Raw genomic sequence first — 20934 nt, forward strand, 5'->3', positions numbered from 1 at the left:
GGCCGCCCGACCCGCGCCGTCGTCCCCCACCGGCGCAGCGACGATGGATTCCCAGACTTCTCACGACGCCCCGCGCGCCCAGGCGCCGCACACGTTCCAGGTCGATCTGCGCGGGCTGGTCGATCTGCTCTCCCACCACCTGTACTCCAGTCCGAAGGTCTACCTGCGCGAGCTGTTGCAGAACGCCGTGGACGCCATCACCGCCCGCCGCGCGGAGCAGCCCGACGCCCCCGCCGCCGTGCGGCTGTTCGCCGAGGGCGGCGCGCTGCGGATCGAGGACACCGGTGTCGGTCTGACCGAGTCGGACGTCCACAGCCTGCTCGCGACGATCGGCCGCAGCTCCAAGCGCGGTGACGGCCTGGAGGCGGCGCGTGCCGACTTCCTCGGCCAGTTCGGCATCGGGCTGCTGGCGTGCTTCGTGGTCGCCGAGCGGATCCGGGTGGTGAGCCGCAGTTCCCGCACGCCGGACGCGCCGCCCGTCGAGTGGACGGCCCGCGACGACGGTTCGTACACGGTCCGCACGCTCCCGGACGCGGCCCGCGCCGAGCCGGGGACGACCGTGTACCTGGAGGCCCGCGCGGGCGCCGCGGAATGGCTGTCCGAGGAGCGGGTGCTGGCGCTCGCGCGGGACTTCGGTTCGCTGCTGCCGTACGACGTGGCGGTGGGCGGGAGCCCGGTGACGGATCTGCCGGCCGTCTGGAACCGCGCGTATCCGACACCGGCCGGCCGCCGGGTCGCGCTGGCCCGGCACTGCCACGAGCTGTTCGGCTTCACACCGCTGGACTCCATCGACCTGGACGTGCCGCTCGCGGGCATCCGGGGTGTCGCGCACGTCCTGCCGCAGGCGGTCAGCCCGGCCCAGCGCGCGGGCCACCGGGTCCACCTGAAGGGCATGCTGCTGACGGAGCGGGCCGAGCAGCTGCTGCCCGACTGGGCGTTCTTCGTGCGCTGTGTGATCGACACGGACAGCCTGCGCCCCACCGCCTCGCGCGAATCGCTGTACGAGGACGAGACCCTGGCCGCCGTGCGGGAGGCCCTGGGCGAGCGCATCCGGGAGTGGCTGACGACGCTCGCGGCGGGTGATCCGGACCGGCTGGCCGCCTTCCTGTCGGTGCACCACCTCGGGGTGAAGTCCCTCGCGCGGCACGACGAGGAGATGCTGCGCACGATGCTTCCTTGGCTGCCGTTCGAGACGACGGACGGGCGGCTCTCCCTGGAGGAGTTCGCCCAGCGCCACCCGGTCGTGCACTTCACGCGGACCGTGGAGGAGTTCCGGCAGGTCGCGCCGATCGCGTCGGCGCAGGGCATCGGGGTCGTCAACGGCGGCTACACGTACGACGCCGATCTGGTCCAGGCGCTGCCCTCGGTGCGTCCCGGCACGGCGGTGGCGGAGCTGGACGCGGACACCGTGACCGCGCACCTGGACTCGATCGACGCGGCCGACGAGCTGGCCCTGTCGGCGTTCCTCGCGGCGGCCCGGGCCCGGCTCGACCCGCTGGGCTGCGACGTCGTCCTGCGCGCCTTCCATCCGCTGACGGTGCCCGCGCTGCACCTGGACGACCGGGCGGCCCGCCACGAGCAGGCACGCGCGGAGGCCGAGGCGCAGGCGGACGACCTGTGGGCGGGCATCCTGGGCTCGCTGCGCGGCAGCGCCCCACGCGCGCGTCTCGTGCTCAACCACCTCAACCCGCTGATCCGCCGGGTGAGTTCCCTGACCGACGCGGACCTGATCGGGACGGCCGCCGAGGCCCTCTACGGGCAGGCGCTGCTGATGGCCCAGCGCCCCCTGCGCCCGGCCGACTCCGCACTCCTCAACCGCTCGTTCATCGGCCTCCTGGAGTGGGCCACGCACCCCGGCACCGGAAAGGACGACGCCCGATGAACGGGACCGACGAGATCACCGACCTGGACTCCCTGCGGCGCGCGATGGCGGAGAACGCCGGGCAGCCCGAGGGCCCGGCGCGCGGCGCCCGCGCGGAGCAGTTGCTCGCCGACGCCGAGAAGCTCTCCGAGCCCCTGGCGGTCATCGAGGCGCTCGGACACCAGGTGCAGATGTACAACTACAGCTCCGAGAAGGACAAGATGTTCGTCCCCTTCGCGCGGCTGCTGCGCATGTGGGACGAGCACCCCGAGGAGTTCGACGCCTACGAGGCGCACTCGCTGCACTGGGTCTTCAAGTGGATGTCGGCCGGCATGCTCCGCCAGCCGCACATCCCGCTCGCCTCCATCGAGAAGTGGCTCGGCGAGATGGAGCACCGCTACCGGGTGGCGGGCCACTCCGAACGGGCCGTGCGGATGAGCGAGTTCTTCGTCGCCGACCACCTGGGCGACGAACAGCGGGCCACGCGCGCGTACGAGGCGTGGCTGGCGGCCGACCGCGACGAGATGGCGGACTGCCACGCCTGTGAGCTGAACGGCCAGGGCGTCCGCCAGTCGGAATTGCGCGCCGACGAGCGGGCCCTGGAGCTGTGGCGGCCGGTCCTGGAGGGCGAGCACACGTGCGCCCACGAGCCGCACGCGGCGCTCGCGGCCTCGCTGCTGCCCCTGCTGCGGCTGAACCGTCCGCAGGAGGCGCGCGCGCACCACCTGCGCGGCTACCGCCTGGTCCGGCAGATGGAGTCCATGCGGGGATCGTTCGCCTCGCACGTGGAGTTCTGCGCCCTGACCGGCAACGAGGCGCGCGCCGTCGAACTCCTCGCCGAGCGGCCCGCGTACTTCACGGACAGCGGCAACCCGGCCGGGCTGATGGACTTCCTGTCCGTGACGGCTCTGGTGATGGACCGGCTGGTCGGACTCGGCCTGGGTGGGCAGAGCGTTCCGGGCCCCGCGGGGCGGACCTGGACGGCGGCCGGTCTCGCCGTCCACGCGCGCGGGGAGGCGCTGGCCCTCGCGGCCCGCTTCGACGAGCGCAACGGCACCGACCGGGTGAGCCGGCGCGTGCGGGAGCGGATGGACCAGCAACCGCTGCTCGACAGGCTCCCGCTGGGCGTGCGGGTCGTGCGACCGGCGGCGGCGCGGCGGGTGCCCGCGGCAACCGCGCCCGCCGGGCGGCCCGCCGACGCCTCGGCGCTGGTCGCCGAGGCCCGCCGGCTGTCCGCCGAGGAGGGCGGCCCGTCCGCCGGCCTGGCCTGGGAGCGGGCCGCCCGCGCGGCCGAGGCGGAGGGGCTGGAACTGACCGTCCACGACCGGGCCGAGACGGCCGACTACGGCGCGGCGGGCGCGGCCGACGGCGGCCTCGAACTGTTCGCCCGCGCGGCCGAGCTGTACGACGCCTGTGGCGACCACGGGGAGGCCAGGGCGGCCCGCGCGCGCAGGGCGTACGCGCTGGCCCGCGCGGGGCGGACGGAAGAGGCGCTGGACGCGATCCGGGAACCGTACGAGCAGGTGCTCGCGGCCCTCTCCGGTCTGGACGCCGCGTCGGCCCGCCCCGCGGCCGCCGTCCTGGCGTGCCGGGCGCGCCTCCTGCTCCAGGCGCACTCCGGGGACGCGGAGGTCGCCGAGGCGGAGCGGTGCGCGGGGCAGCTGCTCGCGCTCGTCGAGCCGTTCGCGGACGTCCCGCGGCTCGCCTCGCAGGGTGCCTCGGCCCGCTCGTTGCTGGGGGACATCGCCCTGCACCGGGGCGACCTCGCGGAAGCGGCGGCGTTGTACGAGCGGTCGGCGGCCGAGCAGGTCGCGGCGGCCCGGCCCTGGCTGGCCATCGAGTGCGAGGCGCGCCTCGCGGGCCTCGCCCGCGACCGGGAGGACGCCGAGGGCGCCGAGCGGGCGCTGCGGGCCGCGCTGGAGCACGGGGCCGGATATCTGGAGCCCCTGGGGGCGGCCCAGCTCCACCTCCAGCTGGCCGACGTCCTGGCGGCAAGCGGGCGGTTCGCGGACGCGGCGGACCACGCGCTGGAGGCGACGCACTGGGCCGACGAGGACGGTGCGGACGCGGGGCTCGGCGCCTGGGCGCGGTTCCAGCTGGGTGGTCACCTGCTGCGTGCGGAGCGGACGGCGGAGGCCGCGGAGGTGCTGGAGTCGGCGCTGCTCGACCTGTCCGCCGAGGACCATGGCGACGGAACGATCGTGCAGGCCCACTGGTGGCTCGGCGACTGTGCCCGCGCGCTCGGGGAGCACGTGCAGGCCGCGCAGGCGTGGCTGAAGGCGGCGGAGATCGCCCAGCACTGGTCCGAGCAGCGTGACCACGCGATGCTCGCGAACCTGGCGGCGGACGCCCTGGACCGGGCGGGCCGCCCGGAGGAGGCGGACCGGGCGTACGCGCGCGCGGGCGAGTTGTGGGCCTCCCTGGGGCAGGTGCCCGCCGTGGTGCGGTGTCTACGCGCGCGTGCCTGGCTGGACTCCGCGTCCGCGGACGACGAGCGGGAGCTGATGGGCGCGGCGATCCGTGCCGCCGAGGAGGCGTCGGGGCCGGACGAGGAGACCCGAACCGTCCTGCTGGCCGATCTGGGCCACACGCACCGGCAGTTCGCGGAGCTCCTGGAGCGGCGCGGCGAGATCGCGGACACGGCGACGCATCTGGAGTCCGCCGCCGCGGCGTTCGCGGAGGCCGGGGACGAGGAGCGCCGGGCCGAGGCGGAGGGGGCCCTGGCCGCGCTGCGGGCGCGCTGAGCGACCGCGGGGCGGCGGGGCTACTCGACGCCGATCAGCAGCAGCGCCGACTGCCGTCCGCCGCGGTAGACGAGGGTGTCGACGGCCAGATGGGCCTCGCGGACGTGCCGCTCCAGCGCGTCCGCGACCTCGTCGGGCACGTCGTCGCCGAGGACGAGGGTGACGAGTTCGCCGCCCGCCGCGAGCATCCGGTCCAGCACCGTGCGGGCCGTGGTCGGGACCGCGTGGCCGATGACGGCCACGTCCCCGTCGATGAGCCCGAGGACGTCACCGGCCTGGCAGATGCCGGCCATGGTCCAGGACTGCCGCTCGGCGACGGCCAGTTCGGCGTAGCGGGTGGCGCCCGCGGCCGAGGTCATGGCGACGACGTCCTCGTCGAAGCGCCGGTCGGGCTCGTGGACGGCGAGCGCGGCCAGGCCCTGGACGGCGGACCGGGTGGGGATCAGGGCGACCCGCACCCCTTCGGAGCGGGCCTGCTCGGCGGCGGCCGCGGCGGTGTGCCGCAGTTCGGCGTCGTTGGGCAGCAGGACCACTTCGCGCGCGTGGGCGCGACGAATGGCGTCGACGAGTTCGCCGCTGGCGGGCGGTTCACCGGGGCGGTCGGGCACGGTGGTCGCGCCGGCCTCCGCGTACAGCCCCGCGAGGCCGTCGCCCGGTACGACGGCGACCACGGCCCGCTGCGCCCGCTCGCGGGGCGGCGCGGAGGCCCGGTCGGCGTGCACGTCGCCGAGGCCGAAGTGCGTGATGCGGATGCGGTGCGGGCGTCCGGCCTCGACGCCCGCCTCGACGGCCGCGCCCGCGTCGTCGACGTGCACGTGCACGTTCCACAGTCCTTCCCCGCCGACGACGACCAAGGAGTCGCCGAGGGTGTCGAGCCGGCTCCTTAGCCGGGCCACGGCCCGGTCGTCGGCTTCCAGGAGGTAGATGACCTCGAAGGCGGGCCCGGCGACGACGTGCTCGTCGGGGCACTCCAGTTCGGCATCGAGGGACATCGCGTCCACGCGTGCGTGCCCGTCCACGCGGCGTTGCCGCCAGGCCGGTACGGCGTTGCCGGTCACGGCCTGGCTCAGCGCGCCCAGTACGGCGACGAGTCCCCGCCCGCCGGCGTCCACGACCCCGGCGCTGCCGAGGGCCGCGAGCTGTCCCGGTGTCGCGTCGAGCGCCGCGCACGCGCCTTCGTGGGCGGCCCGCGCCACGGCCCCGCAGTCGCCGTCCGTGCCGGCCGCGGCTTCCGCGGCTGCCGTCGCGACGGTGAGGACGGTGCCTTCCACGGGGTGGGCGACCGCCTCCCGCGCGGACGTGGCGGCCCGGCTCAGGGCCAGCCGGAGCGCCTCCCCGTCCACCGGATCCGTGTGATCCGCCTCACCGAGGGGGCCGTCGGCGAGCACCTGGGCCATGCCGCGCAGCAGCTGGGCGAGAATGGTGCCCGAGTTCCCGCGGGCCCCGATGAGGGCGCCGTGCGCCATGGCGCGCATCACGTCGGGCAGGGCGGGGGCGGCGGGTTCGAGGCCGGTGAAGACCGCCTCGACCGCCTGATGGGCGGACTCCACGGTCAGATACAGGTTGGTGCCGGTGTCCCCGTCCGCGACGGGATACACATTGATCGCGTCGATCTCCGCGCGCTCCCTGCCGAGCGCTTCCAGGGCGAGTGAGCACCAGGCGCGTACCGCGACGGCGTCGAGCACATGCGGCACCTGCGGCACCTACGCCTCCTTCGAGCGGCGGGACTGGCACGCAGAGTAGACCTCGGCGTGGAGCGGCCCGGTAAGAGGGCCTGGTCCGAGGCCCGGGGACGGGGGCCCGGGCAACCATGGTAGTTTCGTTGTATCGGAGCAGCCGTTGTATGCTGCTCCGGTTGCCCGATATCCATCGGGCCATCCCCCTGGCACCGCCACTCAGATCCCTTTCGATCTCGATCCCGGCATGCCGGGATTAACCGTAAGTGCATCTGAAGTCTTTGGAGTGACCCGTGGCTGCCAACTGCGACGTCTGCGGCAAGGGGCCGGGCTTCGGCAACAACATTTCGCACTCGCACCGCCGTACGTCCCGTCGCTGGAACCCGAACATCCAGCGTGTGCGTGCAGTGGTCGGGCGGACGCCGAAGCGGCTCAACGTCTGCACCTCGTGCATCAAGGCCGGCAAGGTCTCGCGCTGACGTTTCGCGTAGCGCGGCCACCTCGCTGGTTGCTTGAAGAAGCCGGTCCCCTCGGGGGCCGGCTTCTTCGTCTTTCCCGCGCCTTCCGGGCCGCGTCGCCCGGGGATTCGCGAGCGCGACCCCACGACTGTCAGTGGTGGCACTGTCAGTGGTGGCTGCGAGACTCTGCGCATGCGGTTCGGCATCCTCGGCTCTCTCGACGTGCGGGCCTCTGACGGCAGCCCCCTGGATCCCGGCGGGCCGCGGCCGCGTGCTCTGCTGACGCTGCTGCTCCTGGACGCGGGCCGCACGGTCTCGGTGGAGCGTCTGATCGACGGCCTGTACCGCGAGGCCCCACCGGCGGGAGCGGCGAACGCCTTGCAGTCGCAGGTCTCCCGGCTCCGCAAGCGCCTGGAGCTGGAGATCGATTCGGGTCCGGCCGGGTACCGCCTCCTGGTGGCCCGGGACGACGTGGACCTGCATCGCTTCGAACGTCTGGCCCGTGAGGGCGGGCAGGCCCTGGCCGCCGGTGATCCCGCGCGCGCGGCGGCGCTGCTGCGCGAGGGCCTGGGCCTGTGGCGCGGTCCGGCCCCGGCCGGCCTGCCGCGCCTCGACGAACTGCGGCTCGGGGCGACACAGGACCGGATCGAGGCGGATCTGGCGCTGGGCGGCGGCGCCGACCTGGTCGCCGAGGTCCGCGAACTGCTCGCCCTGCACCCTCTCAGCGAACGTCTGTACGGGCTGTTGATGCGCACGCTGCACGCGGCGGGCCGGTCCGCGGAGGCGCTGCGGGTCTACGAGGACGCGCGGCGCACGCTCGCCGACGAGCTGGGAGCCGATCCGTCCGCGGAGCTGGCGGCGCTCCACCTGGAGCTGCTGCGGGGGCAGGAGCCCGTCCGCGTGCGCGGGGTGCCCGCGCAGCTGACCCGGTTCGTGGGCCGGGCGGACGAGCTGTCCCGGATCGACGCGCTGCTGGCCGGAGCGCGGCTGGTGACGCTGACCGGCCCCGGGGGCGCGGGCAAGACCCGACTCGCCTGCGAGGCGGCACGCTCCCGCGAGAACGTCTGTTACGTGGAGCTCGCGCCGCTCACCGAGGGCACCCGGATCCCGTACGCGATCCTCACCGCTCTCGGGGTGCGCGAGGGGCTGCGCGGACCGCAGGCCGCGGACGCGACGGACCGTCTCACGGCCGCTCTGGAGGACCGGGACCTGCTGCTCGTCCTCGACAACTGCGAGCACGTGATCGCGGACGCCGCCGACCTGACCGGCCTCCTCCTGGGGGCCTGCCCGGGGCTGCGCGTCCTCGCGACGAGCCGGGAGGGGCTCGGCCTCACCGGAGAGGCTCTGTGCCCGGTGCCGCCGCTCGCCTCGGGCCCGGCGGCCCAGCTGTTCCGGGACCGGGCCGCGGCGGTCCGGCCGGACTTCGAAGCGCACGGCCACGCGCGCGGGGCAGCGATCGATGACATCTGCGCCGCCCTGGACGGACTTCCGCTCGCGATCGAGCTGGCGGCGGCCCGGCTGCGCACGCTCACCCTGGACGAACTCGCGGAGCGGCTGGGCGACCGCTTCCGCGTCCTGTCCCGGGGAGATCGCACCAAGGCGCCGCGCCACCGCACCCTGCGGGCCGTCGTCGAGTGGAGCTGGGAACTGCTCGACGAGGAGGAGCGGGATCTCGCCTGCCGGATGACGGTGTTCGCCGGCAGCGGGCTGACCGGGGGCGCGACGCTGGACGCGGTGGAGGAGGTGTGCGGCGTGCCGTATCCGGAGGATCTCCTCGCCTCCCTCGCCGAGAAGTCGTTCCTGGAGGCGTCCGACGGCCGCTATCGGATGCTGGAGACGATCCGCGCCTTCTGTGCCGAGCAGCTGGAGGACGGCACGCTCGCGGAGCTGCGGGACGCGCACGCCGCGTACTTCCTGGGTCTGGCGGAGGAGGCCGAGCCGCGGCTGCGCGGGCACGGCCAGCTCCCCTGGCTGGCCAGGCTCTCCGCCGAGCAGGGCAATCTGGACGCGGCGCTGCGCCATCTCGTCCGGGCCGCCCCGCATGACGGGCTGCGCCTGATGGCGGCCCTGTCGTGGTTCTGGCGGCTGCACGGCCTGGCGGGCGAGCGGGTGCCGCTCGCGCGTGCCCTGCTCGACGCGGTGGGGCCGACGCCCCCGCCCGGCCTGGAGGAGGAGTACGCGCTGTGCGGGCTGAACGCGGTGATGTCCGTGACCGGCGAGGACGACGAGGCCCGGCTCGCGCGCGCGGATCAGGTCCTGGCCACGATCGACCGTCAGCTGCGACTGCCGTTCACCGTGGTGCTGTGGACGCTCGCCGTCGGCCCCGAGCGGTCGCGGGACGAGCGGGTCAGGGCGCAGGTCGGGGACGACCCGTGGGGGCGGGCGCTGCTCGGCATCGGGCTCGGCTTCCAGGAGCAGTTCGCGGGCCGTCCCGCCGCCTCGGAGGCACTGTTCGCGCAGGCGCTTGAGGGGTTCCGCAGGACCGGTGACCGCTGGGGCATGGCCAACTCCCTGGACCAGCTGGGCATGTTCGCGGACTGGCGCGGGGAGCGTACGCGCGCCCTGTCCCTGCTCGACGAGGCGCTCGGCTACGCGCGGGAGCTGGCGGCGCCCGAGGAGACCGCCGACCTGTTGTGCCGGCGGGGAGCCGTCCTGCTGCGGTGCGCCCGCTACGAGGAGGCGATCGCGGACTTCACACGGGCGGCCGACCTCGCGCGGGCGGCGGGTGCGCCGGAGAAGGTGGCGGGTGCGCATTGGGGAATGGGGGACTCGGCGCGGCTGGCCGGGGACCGCGCCCGTGCGCGCGAGCACTACGAGACGGCGCTGACGACGACCGCCCGGTCCTGGTACAGCGTGGGCCAGACGGTGCACGTCTTCCTCGGCCTGGGCCGCACCGCGCTCGCCGAGGGGCGCACGGAGGAGGCCGACGACTGGTTCCGGCAGGCTCGTCGGCTGTCCGTCGACGGGGTGGGGCAGAGCCTCGAACTGGCGGCGGTGGCGGAGGCCCTGGCGTCCCGCGCGCCCGTCCCCGAGCAGGCGGTGACGCTGCTGGGCGCGGCAGCGGCGCTGCGTGGCCGTCTGATCGTCGACGACCCGGACGTGACCCCGCTCGAACAGCGCCTGCGGCGGCTGCTGGCACCCGACGTGTTCAAGAAGGCCTTCGAACTGGGCGGGACTCTGCGGGAGACCGCCATCGTGGACCTGTGACGGTGCAGCGCTCACGGACATCGAGCCTCCGGGCCTCCGGGCCTCCGGGCCTCCGGGTGGCTGAATACCCGGGCGGCTGAGCGGCGGTAAGGCGCGGTCAGCGGGCGGTCAGCGAACGGTAAGCGTCCGGCCGCAGGATCCGTGTCATGACGAAGCAGCAGCTCAACACCTCAGCCGACGCCCCCGACAACCACCGTGGCAGCGCCCACTCCGACGGCGGCGCCACCCTTCCGCACACCGGCGAGCTCCCGGCCGGCGACGCCCTCGCCCACCTCGACGTCCTCGTCTCCGGCGCCAGCGTCGCCGGACCCGCCATCGCCTTCTGGCTCTCGCGTCAGGGTGCCCGCGTCACGGTCGTCGAGAAGGCGGCGGCGCTGCGCGAGGGTGGCTTCGCGGTCGACTTCCGCGGCGACGTCCACCGCACCGTCCTCACCCGCATGGGCATCTGGGACGACCTGCACCGCATGCGCACCGACATGGGCCGCCAGACCGTCGTGAACGCGGACGACACCGCCCGGGTCGACCTGCCCGCACATCTGATGAGCGGCGACGTCGAGGTGTTCCGCGGCGACCTCTCCAAGCTCCTGTACGAGCGCACGAAGAGCACGGTCGAGTACGTCTTCGGCGACTCGATCGCCACACTCGCCGAGACGCCCGAGGGGGTCGACGTCACCTTCGGCCACGCTGCCGCCCGCACCTTCGACCTGGTCGTCGGCGCGGACGGACTGCACTCGCACACCCGCCGGCTCGTCCTCGGCGACGAGTCGCGGTACCTGCGCTTCCTCGGTTACTACGTCGCCGGCTTCGACATGCCCAACCACCTGGGCCTGGACCGCACGGCACGCCTGTACTCCGAGCCCGGACGCACCGCGATGATCAGCAACTACGACGGCGACCCCGACCGGGCCGGCGGAGGCATCGTCTTCGCGTCCGAGCAGCTCACCTACGACCGGCGGGACGTCTCCGAGCAGAAGCGGATCATCGCGGAGAAGCTGCGCGGCATGGCCTGGCCGCACGTGGCGGACCTCGTCGCCGCACTCGACTCCGCGGACGATGTGTACTTCGACGCGATCGCCCAGGTCCACATCGACCGGCTCGCCAAGGGCCGGGTCGTCCTGCTGGGCGACGCGGGACACGGCGCCACGATGGGTGGCATCGGCACCGGCACGGCTCTGGTGTCGGCGTACGTGCTGGCGGGCGAGCTGGTGGCGGCGCGGGGCGATCACCGGACCGCTTTCGCAGCGTTCGAGGCGGAGATCACCACATACGCGAAGGGCTGCCAGAAGATATCCGGCAACGCGGGCGCCTTCTTCGCCCCGCCGACCGAGAAGAAGATCCGCAGCCGCGACCGGGCGTACCGGATGCTCGGCTCACGCGTCCTGGCGGGTTTCTTCAAGCGCCTGACCGAGAAGACCGCGAGCGCGCTGGAGCTGAAGGACTACGGCCTGGCCGGAGAGGCGGCGCCCGCCGCCTCCGTGAGCCGCCAGCCGTGATCCACGGGCCCGATACCGCCGCCCAGCGCGAACCCGGCCGCGATCGCGCCGGTCACGTACTCCTTGGCCGCGCGCACGGCCTCGGGCACCGACTGCCCCTTGGCCAGCTGGGCCGCGATCGCGGAGGCGAGGGTGCAGCCCGTGCCGTGCGTGTGGCGGTTGTCGTGACGCGGCGCCCGCAGCCAGTGCTCCTCGGAGCCGTCGGTCAGCAGGTCCACCGCCTCCGCGGAGCTGCCCCCCGGTCCACCAGCCCCCGCCCCACCGCTTCCTGAACCGTCGGAGCCGAGATGACCACCCTTGATGACCACCCACTGCGGTCCGAAGCCGAGCACCGCTTCGGCGGCCCCGCGCATCTGTTCCTCCGACTCCACCTGGAAGCCGGTGAGTTGCGCGACCTCGTCGAGGTTGGGGGTCGCCACGGTGGCGGTCGGCAGCAGTGTGGTGCGGACGGCGTCCAGCGCCGAGGCGGCGAGCAGCGCGTCCCCGTGCTTGGAGACACCGACCGGGTCGACGACGACCGGCGCCCCGGTACCGGCCAGCAGCTCGGCGACGCACTCGACGAGTTCGGCAGAGGCCAGCATCCCGGTCTTGACGGCCTGTACGCCGATGTCGTCGACGACGCTGCGGTACTGGGCGCGCACCGCCTCCACGGGCAGCTCCCAGGCTCCCTGCACACCGAGGGAGTTCTGCGCGGTGACGGCGGCGATGACGCTCATGCCGTGGGTGCCGAGCGCCAGCATGGTCTTCAGGTCGGCCTGGATCCCCGCGCCGCCCCCGGAGTCGGACCCGGCGACGGTCAGCACCCGTATCGGCCCGCTGGCCTCGGCGCTCATGACTCGATCTCCCCGCCGAAGTTTCCGGAGACGTCGTCGCCGAAGTGGTCCCAGCCGCCGGTGCTCGTCCAGGGAGCGCCGTCGACGGTCACCTGGGGCAGCGCCGAGGGGGGAAGGACCTCTCCGATCACCTTCCAGCGGGCGGGCAGTTTCACGTCCTGCGGGAAGGTGGCCACGATCGCGTGGTCCTCCCCTCCGGTGAGCACCCACTGGAGCGGATCCACGCCGACGGCCTGCCCGATGTCCTTCATCTGGGACGGCACGTCCACGCCGGCGGACTTGATGTCGATGCGGCACTTGCTGGCCTCGGCGATGTGGCCCAGGTCGGCGATGAGCCCGTCGCTCACGTCGCACATGGCGGTGGCGCCCAGCCCGGCCGCGGCGGGGCCGGCGTCGTACGGCGGCTCGGGCCTGCGGTGCGCCTCGACGAAGGCGCGCGGCGAGCGGAAGCCCCGGGAGAGCACGGCGTACCCGGCCGCGGACCAGCCGAGCCAGCCGGTGACGGCGACGACGTCTCCGGGCCGGGCGCCGGCTCGGGTCACCGGGGCGTGGTCGCGCAGATCGCCGAGAGCGGTGATGGCGATGGTGATGGTGTCGCCGCGCACCACGTCACCGCCGACCACGGCGGCGCCGGCGACCTGGCATTCGTCGCGCAGCCCGTCCATCAGTTCCGAGGGCCAGGACGCGGGCAGTTCGGCGGGGACCACCAGGCCCAGGAGCAGCGCGGTGGGTACGGCGCCCATGGCGGCGATGTCGGCGAGGTTCTGGGCCGCGGCCTTGCGGCCGACGTCGTACGCCGTGGACCAGTCCCGCCTGAAGTGCCGGTTCTCCAGCAGGATGTCCGTGCTGGCGACGACCCTGCCGTCCGGTGCCGCGACCACGGCGGCGTCGTCGCCGGGCCCGATCCGTACGGCTGGAGTGGTGGTGAGCCGTGAGGTCAGCTCTCTGATGAGGCCGAACTCCCCCAGCTCGCCGACGGTGCCCTTCATGCGCGTGCTGCCCTCTCTCTTCCGACCGGTTCCCGGCCCGCTGCCGGCTCCGCCCCGACCCACTCACGATCCCGAACCCTGCCAGGACGGGCCACTCGCACTCCACCCGCCCCCGTCACAACCATCGCTGACCGCCCCCACGCGAGGCGCCCCAGCATCACGGGCCCGACCTCACTCGGGCCGACCTCGACCGCCCCCGAGCCCACCGCCCCGAAGCCCACCGACCCGAAGCCCACTGCCCCGATGACCGGCGACCCGACCTCCGCCCGCCCGGTCCCGAACCGGCCAACCTCGCACCGCACCGCACGCCGCCAAGCATCGCGCGGTCCGACCTGCCCCGGCCCAGCAGCGCCGGGTGACCCGGCCCCATGTCGCCAGATCCCCGGTCGCCCGACCGCACAACGACCGACCGCACGCGGCCCCACCGACCCGACCGCACAACGACCGACCGCACGCGGCCCGTAAGCAGGCCGCCTGCCCGCAGACCGCCTACCCGCAGGCCACCCGCCCCTCCAACAGCTCGGCGTGACGCCGACCGACCTCGCACCGCCCCACCTCGAACCGTGGGCCCGGCCCACCTCGCCCCCGCGAGTCCCCGGTCCCCCCGACACAGTCGCAATCCCCGAACTCCGCGCACTCCCCGAACCCCCCGAACTCCCCGAACTCCCCGAACTCCCCGCAGCCTGAGACCCCTCCACCGCGATCGCAGCCTCCCAGACGGACGAGGCGCTCGTGGTGCCGACGCCTTCGACCTCCACGTCCTCGGCCCGCAAAGCACCCACCGCCTCCACCAGGCCGACCCGAGAGCCCCTCGCTCCCCCGGCCCAGACCCCGCCCCCAGTCCGAACCCCCGCCCCGCCCCTCCTCCGAACGAAGTCGCGGGCGATCGGCCCCCTGGGTACCGTGGAAAGGAGGAGCGCGCCCGCGGGCGTCTCCGCGGCCGCGTCGACCGGAGTGGCGTGCGCCGCGGCACCCACGGTCCCGCCCGCGCCGACCGAGAAGCCCACGACTTCCCCGACTCCTACGACTCCCCTGTCTTCCACGACTCCCACGGACAAGCCTTCCGCTGCCCTCGCTCCGCACGAGGAGCCACCCCGGCGACCGGCGACGAACCCGTGTTCTCCCGGCCCGAACCCGGCGAGTTCGCCACAGCCACCCCGGGTCTCCCCGCGACGAGCGGTGACGCGATACCGTGGCGTCCCTTCTCCCCACATGATCCTCGTGGCCGCCCTGGAGGTTCCGTGGTACAGGCGTACATCCTGATCCAGACCGAAGTCGGCAAGGCGTCGACCGTCGCCGAACTGATCGGAAAGATCGCAGGAGTCATCCAGGCCGAGGACGTCACCGGCCCCTACGACGTGATCGTGCGCGCCCAGGCGGACACCGTCGACGAACTGGGACGCATGGTGGTCGCCAAGGTCCAGCAGGTGGACGGCATCACAAGAACCCTGACCTGCCCGGTCGTCCACCTGTAGCCCCCGTCTACCCTGTGCCGGTGAACTCTTTCCGTCACCGGCGCCGTCTCGGCCGTCTTCTCGTCGGGGCGCCCGCGCTGTCGCTGCTGGTCGCCGCCGCCGCGGGGTGCTCCGCGACGGACGATGCTCCCGAGGCCGCGGTTCCCACGCCGAAGGCGCCGGTCGCCAAGCTGTGCCGGAACCTGGACAAGGTGCTGCCGCAGAAGCTCGACGGACTCGAGCGCAACGACCCCGAACCGAGTTCCGAGCTCACCGCGGCGTGGGGAAGCTCCGCGATCATACTGCGCTGCGGTGTGCCGTGGCCCGACGCGGCGGCCGACAAGGACAGCAACCCGGCGACGGTCAACGGCGTGGAATGGATCGTGCGGGAACTGGACGGCGGCGCGCAGCAGATGACGACGGGCAGCCGCCTCGCCTATGTCGAGGTGACGATCCCCGAGGACCAGGTGCGCCGGGTCGGCGCCGGCCCGCTGGCCGACCTGGCCGAGCCGATCCGGAAGGCGATCCCCAAGGGGATCGCCGACTAGCCCCAACCAGCGGGTTCAGCGACGTACAGCGTGCTCGGCGGCGGCTATCGCAGACCGGTCGGGCGGCGCAGCGCGGCCTGGAGCAGGCGGTCCACGAGCTCCGGGTAGCTGACGCCGGTCTCCTGCCACATGCGCGGATACATGGAGATCGGGGTGAAGCCGGGCAGCGTGTTGATCTCGTTGATCACGAACTCCCCGTCCTCGGTGAGGAAGAAGTCCGCGCGGACGATCCCCTCGCAGGACACCGCCTCGAACGCCTCGACGGCGAGCCGCCGCACCTCGGCCGTCTGCTCCTCGCTCAGCGGCGCGGGCACGAGCCCGGTCGCGGAGTCGATGTACTTGGCCTCGAAGTCGTAGAAGTCGTGCGCCTGCACCGGGGGGATCTCGGCCGGGACCGAGGCGCGCGGCCCGTCCTCGAACTCCAGGACCCCGCACTCGATCTCGCGCCCGACGATGCCCGCCTCGATGATGACCTTCGGGTCGTGGGCGCGCGCCGTCTCCATCGCCTCGTCGAGACCGTCGAAGGACTCGACCTTGGTGATGCCGAACGACGAGCCGGCCCGCGCGGGCTTCACGAACAGCGGCCAGCCGTGCTCGCCCACGAAGTCGGCGACGCGGCGGCGGGCGCCCTCCTGCTCGCGCTCCCACTCGCGCGGCCGGATCACCAGGTAGGGGCCGACCTTCAGGCCGAAGGAGGTGAAGATCCGCTTCATGTACTCCTTGTCCTGGCCGACGGCCGAGGAGAGCACACCGCAGCCGACGTAGGGCGTCCCGGACAGGTCCAGGAGCCCCTGGACCGTGCCGTCCTCGCCGTACGGGCCGTGCAGCACCGGGAAGACGACGTCCACGTCGCCGAGCGCCTTGGGCACGGAGCCGGGCTCGGTGTAGACGACCTCGCGCGACGACGGGTCGACGGGGAGCACCACGCCGCCCTCGGGCGACTCGGCGAGGTCGGCGACGTCCGGCACCCGCCGGTCGCTGATCGCCATGCGCTCGGGATCGTCCGAGGTCAGTGCCCAGCGTCCCTCGCGCGTGATGCCGATCGGCAGGACGTCGTACTTGGAGCGGTCGATCGCGCGGAGCACGGCGCCCGCCGTCACGACGGAGACACCGTGCTCGGAGCTGCGGCCGCCGAAGACGACGGCCACCCGCGGCTTCTGCCCGGTCGACGAAGCGTCCGACGAGGCGCCCGAGGACGCGGCGGACGCAGGGCTCTGGGGAAGGTTCTCGCTGCTCATATCGCGTTGAGCGTACCTGCTGGTAGTACGAGAGTCAGCGCCCCCGGAGCCCCGGCCGCGCCGCGCCGCGCGGGCCGTCGCTCAGCGTCGTTCGGGCTTGGCGGAGCGCGACATCAGCTCCTTCACGGCGACCACCGGAGGCTTGCCCTCGTGGACGATCGCGACGACGGTCTCCGTGATCGGCATGTCGACGCCGTGCCGGCGTGCCAGCTCCAGCACCGACTCGCAGGACTTGACGCCCTCGGCGGTCTGCTTGGTGACCGCGATGGTCTCCTCCAGCGTCATGCCCTTGCCGAGGTTGGTGCCGAAGGTGTGGTTGCGCGACAGCGGGGAGGAGCAGGTGGCCACCAGGTCGCCGAGCCCCGCGAGGCCGGAGAAGGTGAGCGGGTCCGCGCCCATGGCCAGGCCGAGCCGGGTGGTCTCGGCGAGCCCGCGCGTGATGAGCGAGCCCTTGGTGTTGTCCCCGAGGCCCATGCCGTCGGCGATGCCGACGGCGAGCCCGATGACGTTCTTGACGGCGCCGCCGAGTTCGCAGCCGACCACGTCGGTGTTGGTGTACGGCCTGAAGTACGGGGTGTGGCAGGCGACTTGGAGGCGCTGGGCGACGGCCTCGTCGCGGCAGGCGACCACCGCGGCGGCCGGCTGCCGGGCGGCGATCTCGCGGGCGAGGTTCGGCCCGGTCACGATCGCGATGCGCTCCTGCGGGACCTTCGCGACATCGGCGACGACCTCGCTCATGCGCATCGCCGAGCCCAGCTCGACGCCCTTCATCAGCGAGACGAGCACGGTGTCGGGGGCCAGCAGCGGCGCCCAGTCGGCGAGGTTCGCGCGCAGGGTCTGCGAGGGCACCGCGAGCACCGTGAAGTCGGCTCCGGCGGCGGCCTCGGCGGCGTCCGCCGTCGCCCGCACGTTCGCCGGGAGCTGGACTCCGGGCAGGTAGTCGGGGTTCGTGCGGGTGGAGTTGATGGCGTCGGCGAGGGCGGCGCGGCGGCCCCACAGCGTGACCTCGCACCCCGCGTCCGCCAGCACCATGCCGAACGCCGTGCCCCAGGAACCGGTCCCGAAGACGGCGGCCTTCACGGGTCGGGTCACTTGCTGCTCTCCTCCGTCGTACCGCCGGATGCCGAACTCCCGCTGCTCGCCTGCGACTTGTCGCGCTCCTGGAGCTTGCGGCGCTGCGCGATGCGGGCCTCGCGCGGGTCGTACCGCTTCGGCGGGGCCTTCTCGCCGCGCAGCCGCTCCACCTCGGCGGTGATCGCGGTCATGATGACCTCGGTCACTTCCTTGAGCAGATCCGGTGTGATGTCTTTTCCGTAGAAAGCCGACAGGTCCACGGGTTCGCCCGCGAGGACGTGGTGCGTCTTTCGGGGGAAGAAGTGCGGGGTCTTCGTATAGGGCGCCAGCGCGTCGGTGGCACCCCACTGGCCGACGGGAATCACCGGGCATTTCGTCTGGAGGGCCACTCGGGCGACACCGGTCTTACCGGTCATCGGCCACAGTTCCGGATCGCGGGTGAGTGTTCCCTCCGGATAGAAGGCGACGCACTCACCGCGCTCCACGGCATCGATCGCGGCGCGGAAGGCGCTCAGTGCGTTCGTGGACTCGCGATAGACGGGAATCTGTCCGGTGCCGCGCATCGCGGCGCCGACGAACCCCTTCTTGAAGAGGCCGTGCTTGGCGAGGAAACGCGGGACTCGTCCGGTGTTGTACTGAAAGTGCGCGTAGAGGAACGGGTCCAGATGCGAATTATGGTTCACCGCGGTGATAAATCCGCCGTCGGCAGGAATGTTCTCCATTCCGCGCCAGTCCCGCTTGAACAGAACCACCAGCGGCGGTTTGCACAGGACCGCAGCGAAGCGGTACCAGAAGCCGATTCTGCGGCGGGACACTCGGACACCTTCCTCTAGACCATGCAGGCAGGGCCCGCGGGGCCGCACAAGTGTCGCCCCGGGCCACTGGTCTGTCGAGAACACCGTACGCCCGCCCGAACGGGCGCACCTCATGCACAGGTCACAATAGGCGCGTGCAGTGGACCCTGGTGATACCGCTGAAACCGTTGGCGCGTGCCAAAAGCAGGCTCGCCCCCGCGGCCGGTGACGCCCTGCGGCCCGGTCTCGCCCTGGCATTCGCCCAGGACACCGTGGTCGCCGCGACGGCCTGCGCCGCGGTGCGCGATGTGGTGGTCGTCACGGACGACGCCCTCGCCGCACGCGAACTGGCGGCCCTCGGGGCCCTGGTCGTACCCGACACGCCGCAGGCGGGACTCAACGCCGCTCTCGCCCACGGAGAGGCGGTTGTACGGGCCACGCGTCCCCGTGCGCCCCTGGCGGCGCTGAACGCCGATCTGCCGTCTCTGCGCGCCGCCGAATTGGCCCGCGTCCTCTCCTCGGCCGCCGCATTTCCGCGTGCTTTTCTGCCCGATGCGGCGGGAATCGGCACCACTCTGCTCTCCGCGGCGCCCGGCGCGGAATTGCTGCCCGCATTCGGCGTGGCCTCCCGCGCCCGCCACCGTTCGTCCGGCGCCGTGGAACTGCCGCTCGCCGGCGTCGACTCGGTCCGCCAGGACGTGGACACCGGCGACGACCTGCGTACGGCGCTGGGCCTTGGGGTCGGTCCGCGCACGGCGAAGGCCGCGGCGGGGCTCCTCCTGGTCGACTGAGGCCCGGTCGGGTGCGGCGCCCGGACCCGCCGACTGAGTACGCTGCCCGCATGCAGGCCACCGCGTACACGTACGACCCCGAGACCCGCTCCGGCAGCGTCCTTCTGGACGACGGCACCCCGGTGCCGTTCGCCGCCGACGCCTTCGACGCGGGCGGTCTGCGCCTGCTCCGGCCCGGCCAGCGGGTCCGCATCGAGGTGCGGCAGGACGCGGCCCCGGCCGGCCCGCCGACGATCACGCTCGTCACCCTGCAGACCTTCTGAGCCCTCCGCGCGGAGCTTCTGAGCCCGCCCCGCGGACCTTCCGGGCCTCCCGCCCCCCGGACACACCGCGGGCCGGGCTCCCCGAGGGGAGCCCGGCCCGGCGCGTGAGCTGCCTTGTGGCGTACGCCCAAGATGGCGACCTCCGGAGAGAAGGTCCTACTTCTTGCGGGCGGTGACCTTCTTGGCGGTGGTCTTGCGCGCAGTCGACTTCTTGGCCGGCGCCTTCTTGGCCGTGGCCTTCTTGGCGGGCGCGGTCTTCTTCGCCGTGGCCTTCTTGGCGGTGGCGGTGACCTTCTTGGCCGGGGCCGCCTTCTTCGCCGTCGCCGTGGCCGTGGCCTTCTTCGCCGTCGCCGTGGTCTTCTTCGCGGTGGCGGTGGCCTTCTTGGCGGTGGCCTTCTTCGCCGTCGCCGTGGTCTTCTTCGCGGTGGCGGTGGTCTTCTTCGCCGGGGTGGCCTTCTTGGCGGCGGCCTTCTTGGCCGTCGTCGTCTTCTTGGCCGCGGCCTTCTTGACCGTCGCGGAAGCGCCGCCGGTCAGGCTGCCCTTGGGCGCCTTCTTGACCGCAACATCGTTCTTCGGGAGCTTCTTCGAACCCGCGACGAGGTCCTTGAAGCCCTGTCCCGCACGGAAACGCGGCACGGAGGTCTTCTTGACCCGCACGCGCTCACCCGTCTGCGGGTTGCGGGCGTAACGGGCCGGACGGTCGACCTTCTCGAACGAACCGAAGCCGGTGACCGAGACGCGGTCACCACTGACCACGGCACGGACGATGGCGTCGAGGACCGCGTCAACGGCCTCCGCGGCCTGCTGACGGCCGCCGACCTTGTCGGCAATCGCTTCTACGAGCTGCGCCTTGTTCACGTCTTCCCCTTCGGAGACATTGCCGGAGCGAATCTCTTTCGACCCGGCTTTTTCGCACGTTAGGCAGATATATACCGCAAATCAAACGCGAAACGGGCTAATCACCCTTGTGCCGCAACGAACTGGGCAGTCTCAGAGTTCCTCTTCAGTGCGGGAGCCCTCGTCGAAGTCGTCGAGGTCCGCCATGAATCGCTCCAGACGCCTCGCCGCGGCAGCGAGATCGTGTTTGGCCGCGGCCGTAATGGCCAGCAGCTTCCGGGTCAGCGCCATCCGTACGCCCTCCGGGACTTGCAGTGCGCGCACTCGGGCGTGCGCTTCCTTGAGTTGGTTCGCGACCGCCGCGTACAGCTGGAGTTGGCCGTCGTGTTCCATGCACAGATTGTGCCATCTGGGGCGAGTTGTCGCCTCCGCAGGGGGTAACTCCCGCCCCGCAAGGGCCTCCTGACCCCTTCCGCAACACGTCTTCCGCATGCGCCGCCGAAACTCGCCTACCCCGGGAACGACCTTGGCATTCGCGGGAGTTGAGGCCGCGCGCGGGGGTGCGGAGAGGGCCGATCGGGGCCTTCCGGGGCCGCACACGGAAGTACCCCCAACCGATGCACGATTGGGGGTACGAGGCCTGCGGAAGTGGCCTGAATCTGCCTTGTCCGGCA

General features: G+C 73.0%; 17 protein-coding genes. 9 read left to right on the forward strand and 8 right to left on the reverse strand.

Annotated features, from left to right (window positions below; genetic code table 11):
- Window positions 1–43 precede the first annotated feature (43 nt).
- Together ACIP5K_RS28845 and ACIP5K_RS28850 are read left to right on the forward strand one after the other, a co-directional pair.
- Window positions 44–1882, forward strand: a complete 1839-nt coding sequence (locus ACIP5K_RS28845) for an HSP90 family protein (RefSeq protein WP_401414162.1) — start codon at window positions 44–46, stop codon at window positions 1880–1882.
- Complete coding sequence (locus ACIP5K_RS28850; protein ID WP_401414163.1) at window positions 1879–4605, forward strand: tetratricopeptide repeat protein; 2727 nt, start codon at window positions 1879–1881, stop codon at window positions 4603–4605. The genes ACIP5K_RS28845 and ACIP5K_RS28850 overlap by 4 nt, the downstream gene beginning before the upstream one ends.
- Before the next feature lie 20 nt (window positions 4606–4625).
- Here the strand turns inward: ACIP5K_RS28850 and ACIP5K_RS28855 are convergent, their stop codons facing one another.
- Window positions 4626–6308, reverse strand: a complete 1683-nt coding sequence (locus ACIP5K_RS28855) for a DAK2 domain-containing protein (protein WP_401414164.1) — start codon at window positions 6306–6308, stop codon at window positions 4626–4628.
- A 266-nt stretch (window positions 6309–6574) separates the two neighbouring features.
- Between ACIP5K_RS28855 and rpmB the strand changes: the two genes are divergently transcribed.
- The 3 genes from rpmB (at window position 6575) to ACIP5K_RS28870 (ending at window position 11439) form a co-directional block, all read left to right on the forward strand.
- The gene (gene rpmB, locus ACIP5K_RS28860) at window positions 6575–6760 is read left to right on the forward strand and encodes a 50S ribosomal protein L28 (protein ID WP_003957616.1); all 186 of its coding nucleotides are present in this window, start codon (window positions 6575–6577) and stop codon (window positions 6758–6760) included.
- 171 nt (window positions 6761–6931) lie between these two features.
- Window positions 6932–9946: a BTAD domain-containing putative transcriptional regulator gene (locus ACIP5K_RS28865; RefSeq protein WP_401414165.1), complete on the forward strand. Its 3015-nt coding sequence runs from the start codon at window positions 6932–6934 to the stop codon at window positions 9944–9946.
- A gap of 146 nt (window positions 9947–10092) precedes the next feature.
- Complete coding sequence (locus ACIP5K_RS28870) at window positions 10093–11439, forward strand: FAD-dependent monooxygenase (protein ID WP_401414167.1); 1347 nt, start codon at window positions 10093–10095, stop codon at window positions 11437–11439.
- Here the strand turns inward: ACIP5K_RS28870 and thiD are convergent.
- Window positions 11385–12272, reverse strand: coding sequence for a bifunctional hydroxymethylpyrimidine kinase/phosphomethylpyrimidine kinase (thiD, locus tag ACIP5K_RS28875; protein WP_401414168.1), 888 nt, complete (start codon window positions 12270–12272; stop codon window positions 11385–11387). The genes ACIP5K_RS28870 and thiD overlap by 55 nt on opposite strands.
- Window positions 12269–13261 (reverse strand): thiamine-phosphate kinase, encoded by a 993-nt coding sequence (locus ACIP5K_RS28880; RefSeq protein ID WP_401414170.1) that lies wholly within the window; start codon window positions 13259–13261, stop codon window positions 12269–12271. Before ACIP5K_RS28880 ends, thiD begins: the two co-directional genes overlap by 4 nt.
- 1241 nt (window positions 13262–14502) lie before the next feature.
- Here ACIP5K_RS28880 and ACIP5K_RS28885 point away from each other — a divergent pair.
- Window positions 14503–14736, forward strand: coding sequence for an Lrp/AsnC ligand binding domain-containing protein (locus ACIP5K_RS28885; protein WP_361720591.1), 234 nt, complete (start codon window positions 14503–14505; stop codon window positions 14734–14736).
- 20 nt (window positions 14737–14756) lie between these two features.
- Window positions 14757–15263 carry a DUF3515 domain-containing protein gene (locus ACIP5K_RS28890; protein ID WP_401414171.1) on the forward strand — a complete coding sequence of 169 codons (507 nt, stop codon included), beginning with the start codon at window positions 14757–14759 and terminating at the stop codon, window positions 15261–15263.
- 44 nt (window positions 15264–15307) lie between these two features.
- Here the strand turns inward: ACIP5K_RS28890 and ACIP5K_RS28895 are convergent, their stop codons facing one another.
- The 3 genes from ACIP5K_RS28895 to ACIP5K_RS28905 form a co-directional block, all read right to left on the reverse strand.
- The gene (locus ACIP5K_RS28895) at window positions 15308–16501 is read right to left on the reverse strand and encodes a D-alanine--D-alanine ligase family protein (protein WP_401414174.1); all 1194 of its coding nucleotides are present in this window, start codon (window positions 16499–16501) and stop codon (window positions 15308–15310) included.
- A gap of 81 nt (window positions 16502–16582) precedes the next feature.
- Window positions 16583–17593 (reverse strand): NAD(P)H-dependent glycerol-3-phosphate dehydrogenase, encoded by a 1011-nt coding sequence (locus ACIP5K_RS28900; protein ID WP_401414176.1) that lies wholly within the window; start codon window positions 17591–17593, stop codon window positions 16583–16585.
- The gene (locus ACIP5K_RS28905) at window positions 17590–18390 is read right to left on the reverse strand and encodes a lysophospholipid acyltransferase family protein (RefSeq protein WP_401414178.1); all 801 of its coding nucleotides are present in this window, start codon (window positions 18388–18390) and stop codon (window positions 17590–17592) included. The genes ACIP5K_RS28900 and ACIP5K_RS28905 overlap by 4 nt, the downstream gene beginning before the upstream one ends.
- A gap of 134 nt (window positions 18391–18524) precedes the next feature.
- Between ACIP5K_RS28905 and cofC the strand changes: the two genes are divergently transcribed.
- Together cofC and ACIP5K_RS28915 are read left to right on the forward strand one after the other, a co-directional pair.
- Window positions 18525–19160: a 2-phospho-L-lactate guanylyltransferase gene (cofC, locus tag ACIP5K_RS28910; protein ID WP_401414179.1), complete on the forward strand. Its 636-nt coding sequence runs from the start codon at window positions 18525–18527 to the stop codon at window positions 19158–19160.
- Between the two features lie 50 nt (window positions 19161–19210).
- Entirely contained in the window at window positions 19211–19423 is a 213-nt protein-coding gene (locus tag ACIP5K_RS28915) for a hypothetical protein (RefSeq protein ID WP_401414181.1), read from the forward strand.
- Window positions 19424–19579: 156 nt separating this feature from the next.
- On the opposite strand, the gene ACIP5K_RS28920 is transcribed toward ACIP5K_RS28915, so the two are convergent.
- On the reverse strand, window positions 19580–20281 hold the full coding sequence (locus ACIP5K_RS28920; protein WP_401414182.1) for an HU family DNA-binding protein: 702 nt from the start codon (window positions 20279–20281) through the stop codon (window positions 19580–19582).
- A 132-nt stretch (window positions 20282–20413) separates the two neighbouring features.
- Window positions 20414–20653: a hypothetical protein gene (locus ACIP5K_RS28925; protein WP_401414183.1), complete on the reverse strand. Its 240-nt coding sequence runs from the start codon at window positions 20651–20653 to the stop codon at window positions 20414–20416.
- Between the last annotated feature and the right edge of the window lie 281 nt (window positions 20654–20934).

Origin of the sequence: Streptomyces sp. NPDC088785 (assembly GCF_044750685.1) — a bacterium.
In the GTDB taxonomy this organism is placed as follows: domain Bacteria; phylum Actinomycetota; class Actinomycetes; order Streptomycetales; family Streptomycetaceae; genus Streptomyces.

Coding starts and splice junctions, on each gene's coding strand:
- ACIP5K_RS28880 (WP_401414170.1), bottom strand. CDS start 13,261: ATGAAGGGCACCGTCGGCGAGCTGGGGGAGTTCGGCCTCATCAGAGAG.
- ACIP5K_RS28895 (WP_401414174.1), bottom strand. CDS start 16,501: ATGAGCAGCGAGAACCTTCCCCAGAGCCCTGCGTCCGCCGCGTCCTCG.
- ACIP5K_RS28870 (WP_401414167.1), top strand. CDS start 10,093: ATGACGAAGCAGCAGCTCAACACCTCAGCCGACGCCCCCGACAACCAC.
- ACIP5K_RS28915 (WP_401414181.1), top strand. CDS start 19,211: ATGCAGGCCACCGCGTACACGTACGACCCCGAGACCCGCTCCGGCAGC.
- thiD (WP_401414168.1), bottom strand. CDS start 12,272: ATGAGCGCCGAGGCCAGCGGGCCGATACGGGTGCTGACCGTCGCCGGG.
- ACIP5K_RS28925 (WP_401414183.1), bottom strand. CDS start 20,653: ATGGAACACGACGGCCAACTCCAGCTGTACGCGGCGGTCGCGAACCAA.
- ACIP5K_RS28850 (WP_401414163.1), top strand. CDS start 1,879: ATGAACGGGACCGACGAGATCACCGACCTGGACTCCCTGCGGCGCGCG.
- ACIP5K_RS28865 (WP_401414165.1), top strand. CDS start 6,932: ATGCGGTTCGGCATCCTCGGCTCTCTCGACGTGCGGGCCTCTGACGGC.
- ACIP5K_RS28845 (WP_401414162.1), top strand. CDS start 44: ATGGATTCCCAGACTTCTCACGACGCCCCGCGCGCCCAGGCGCCGCAC.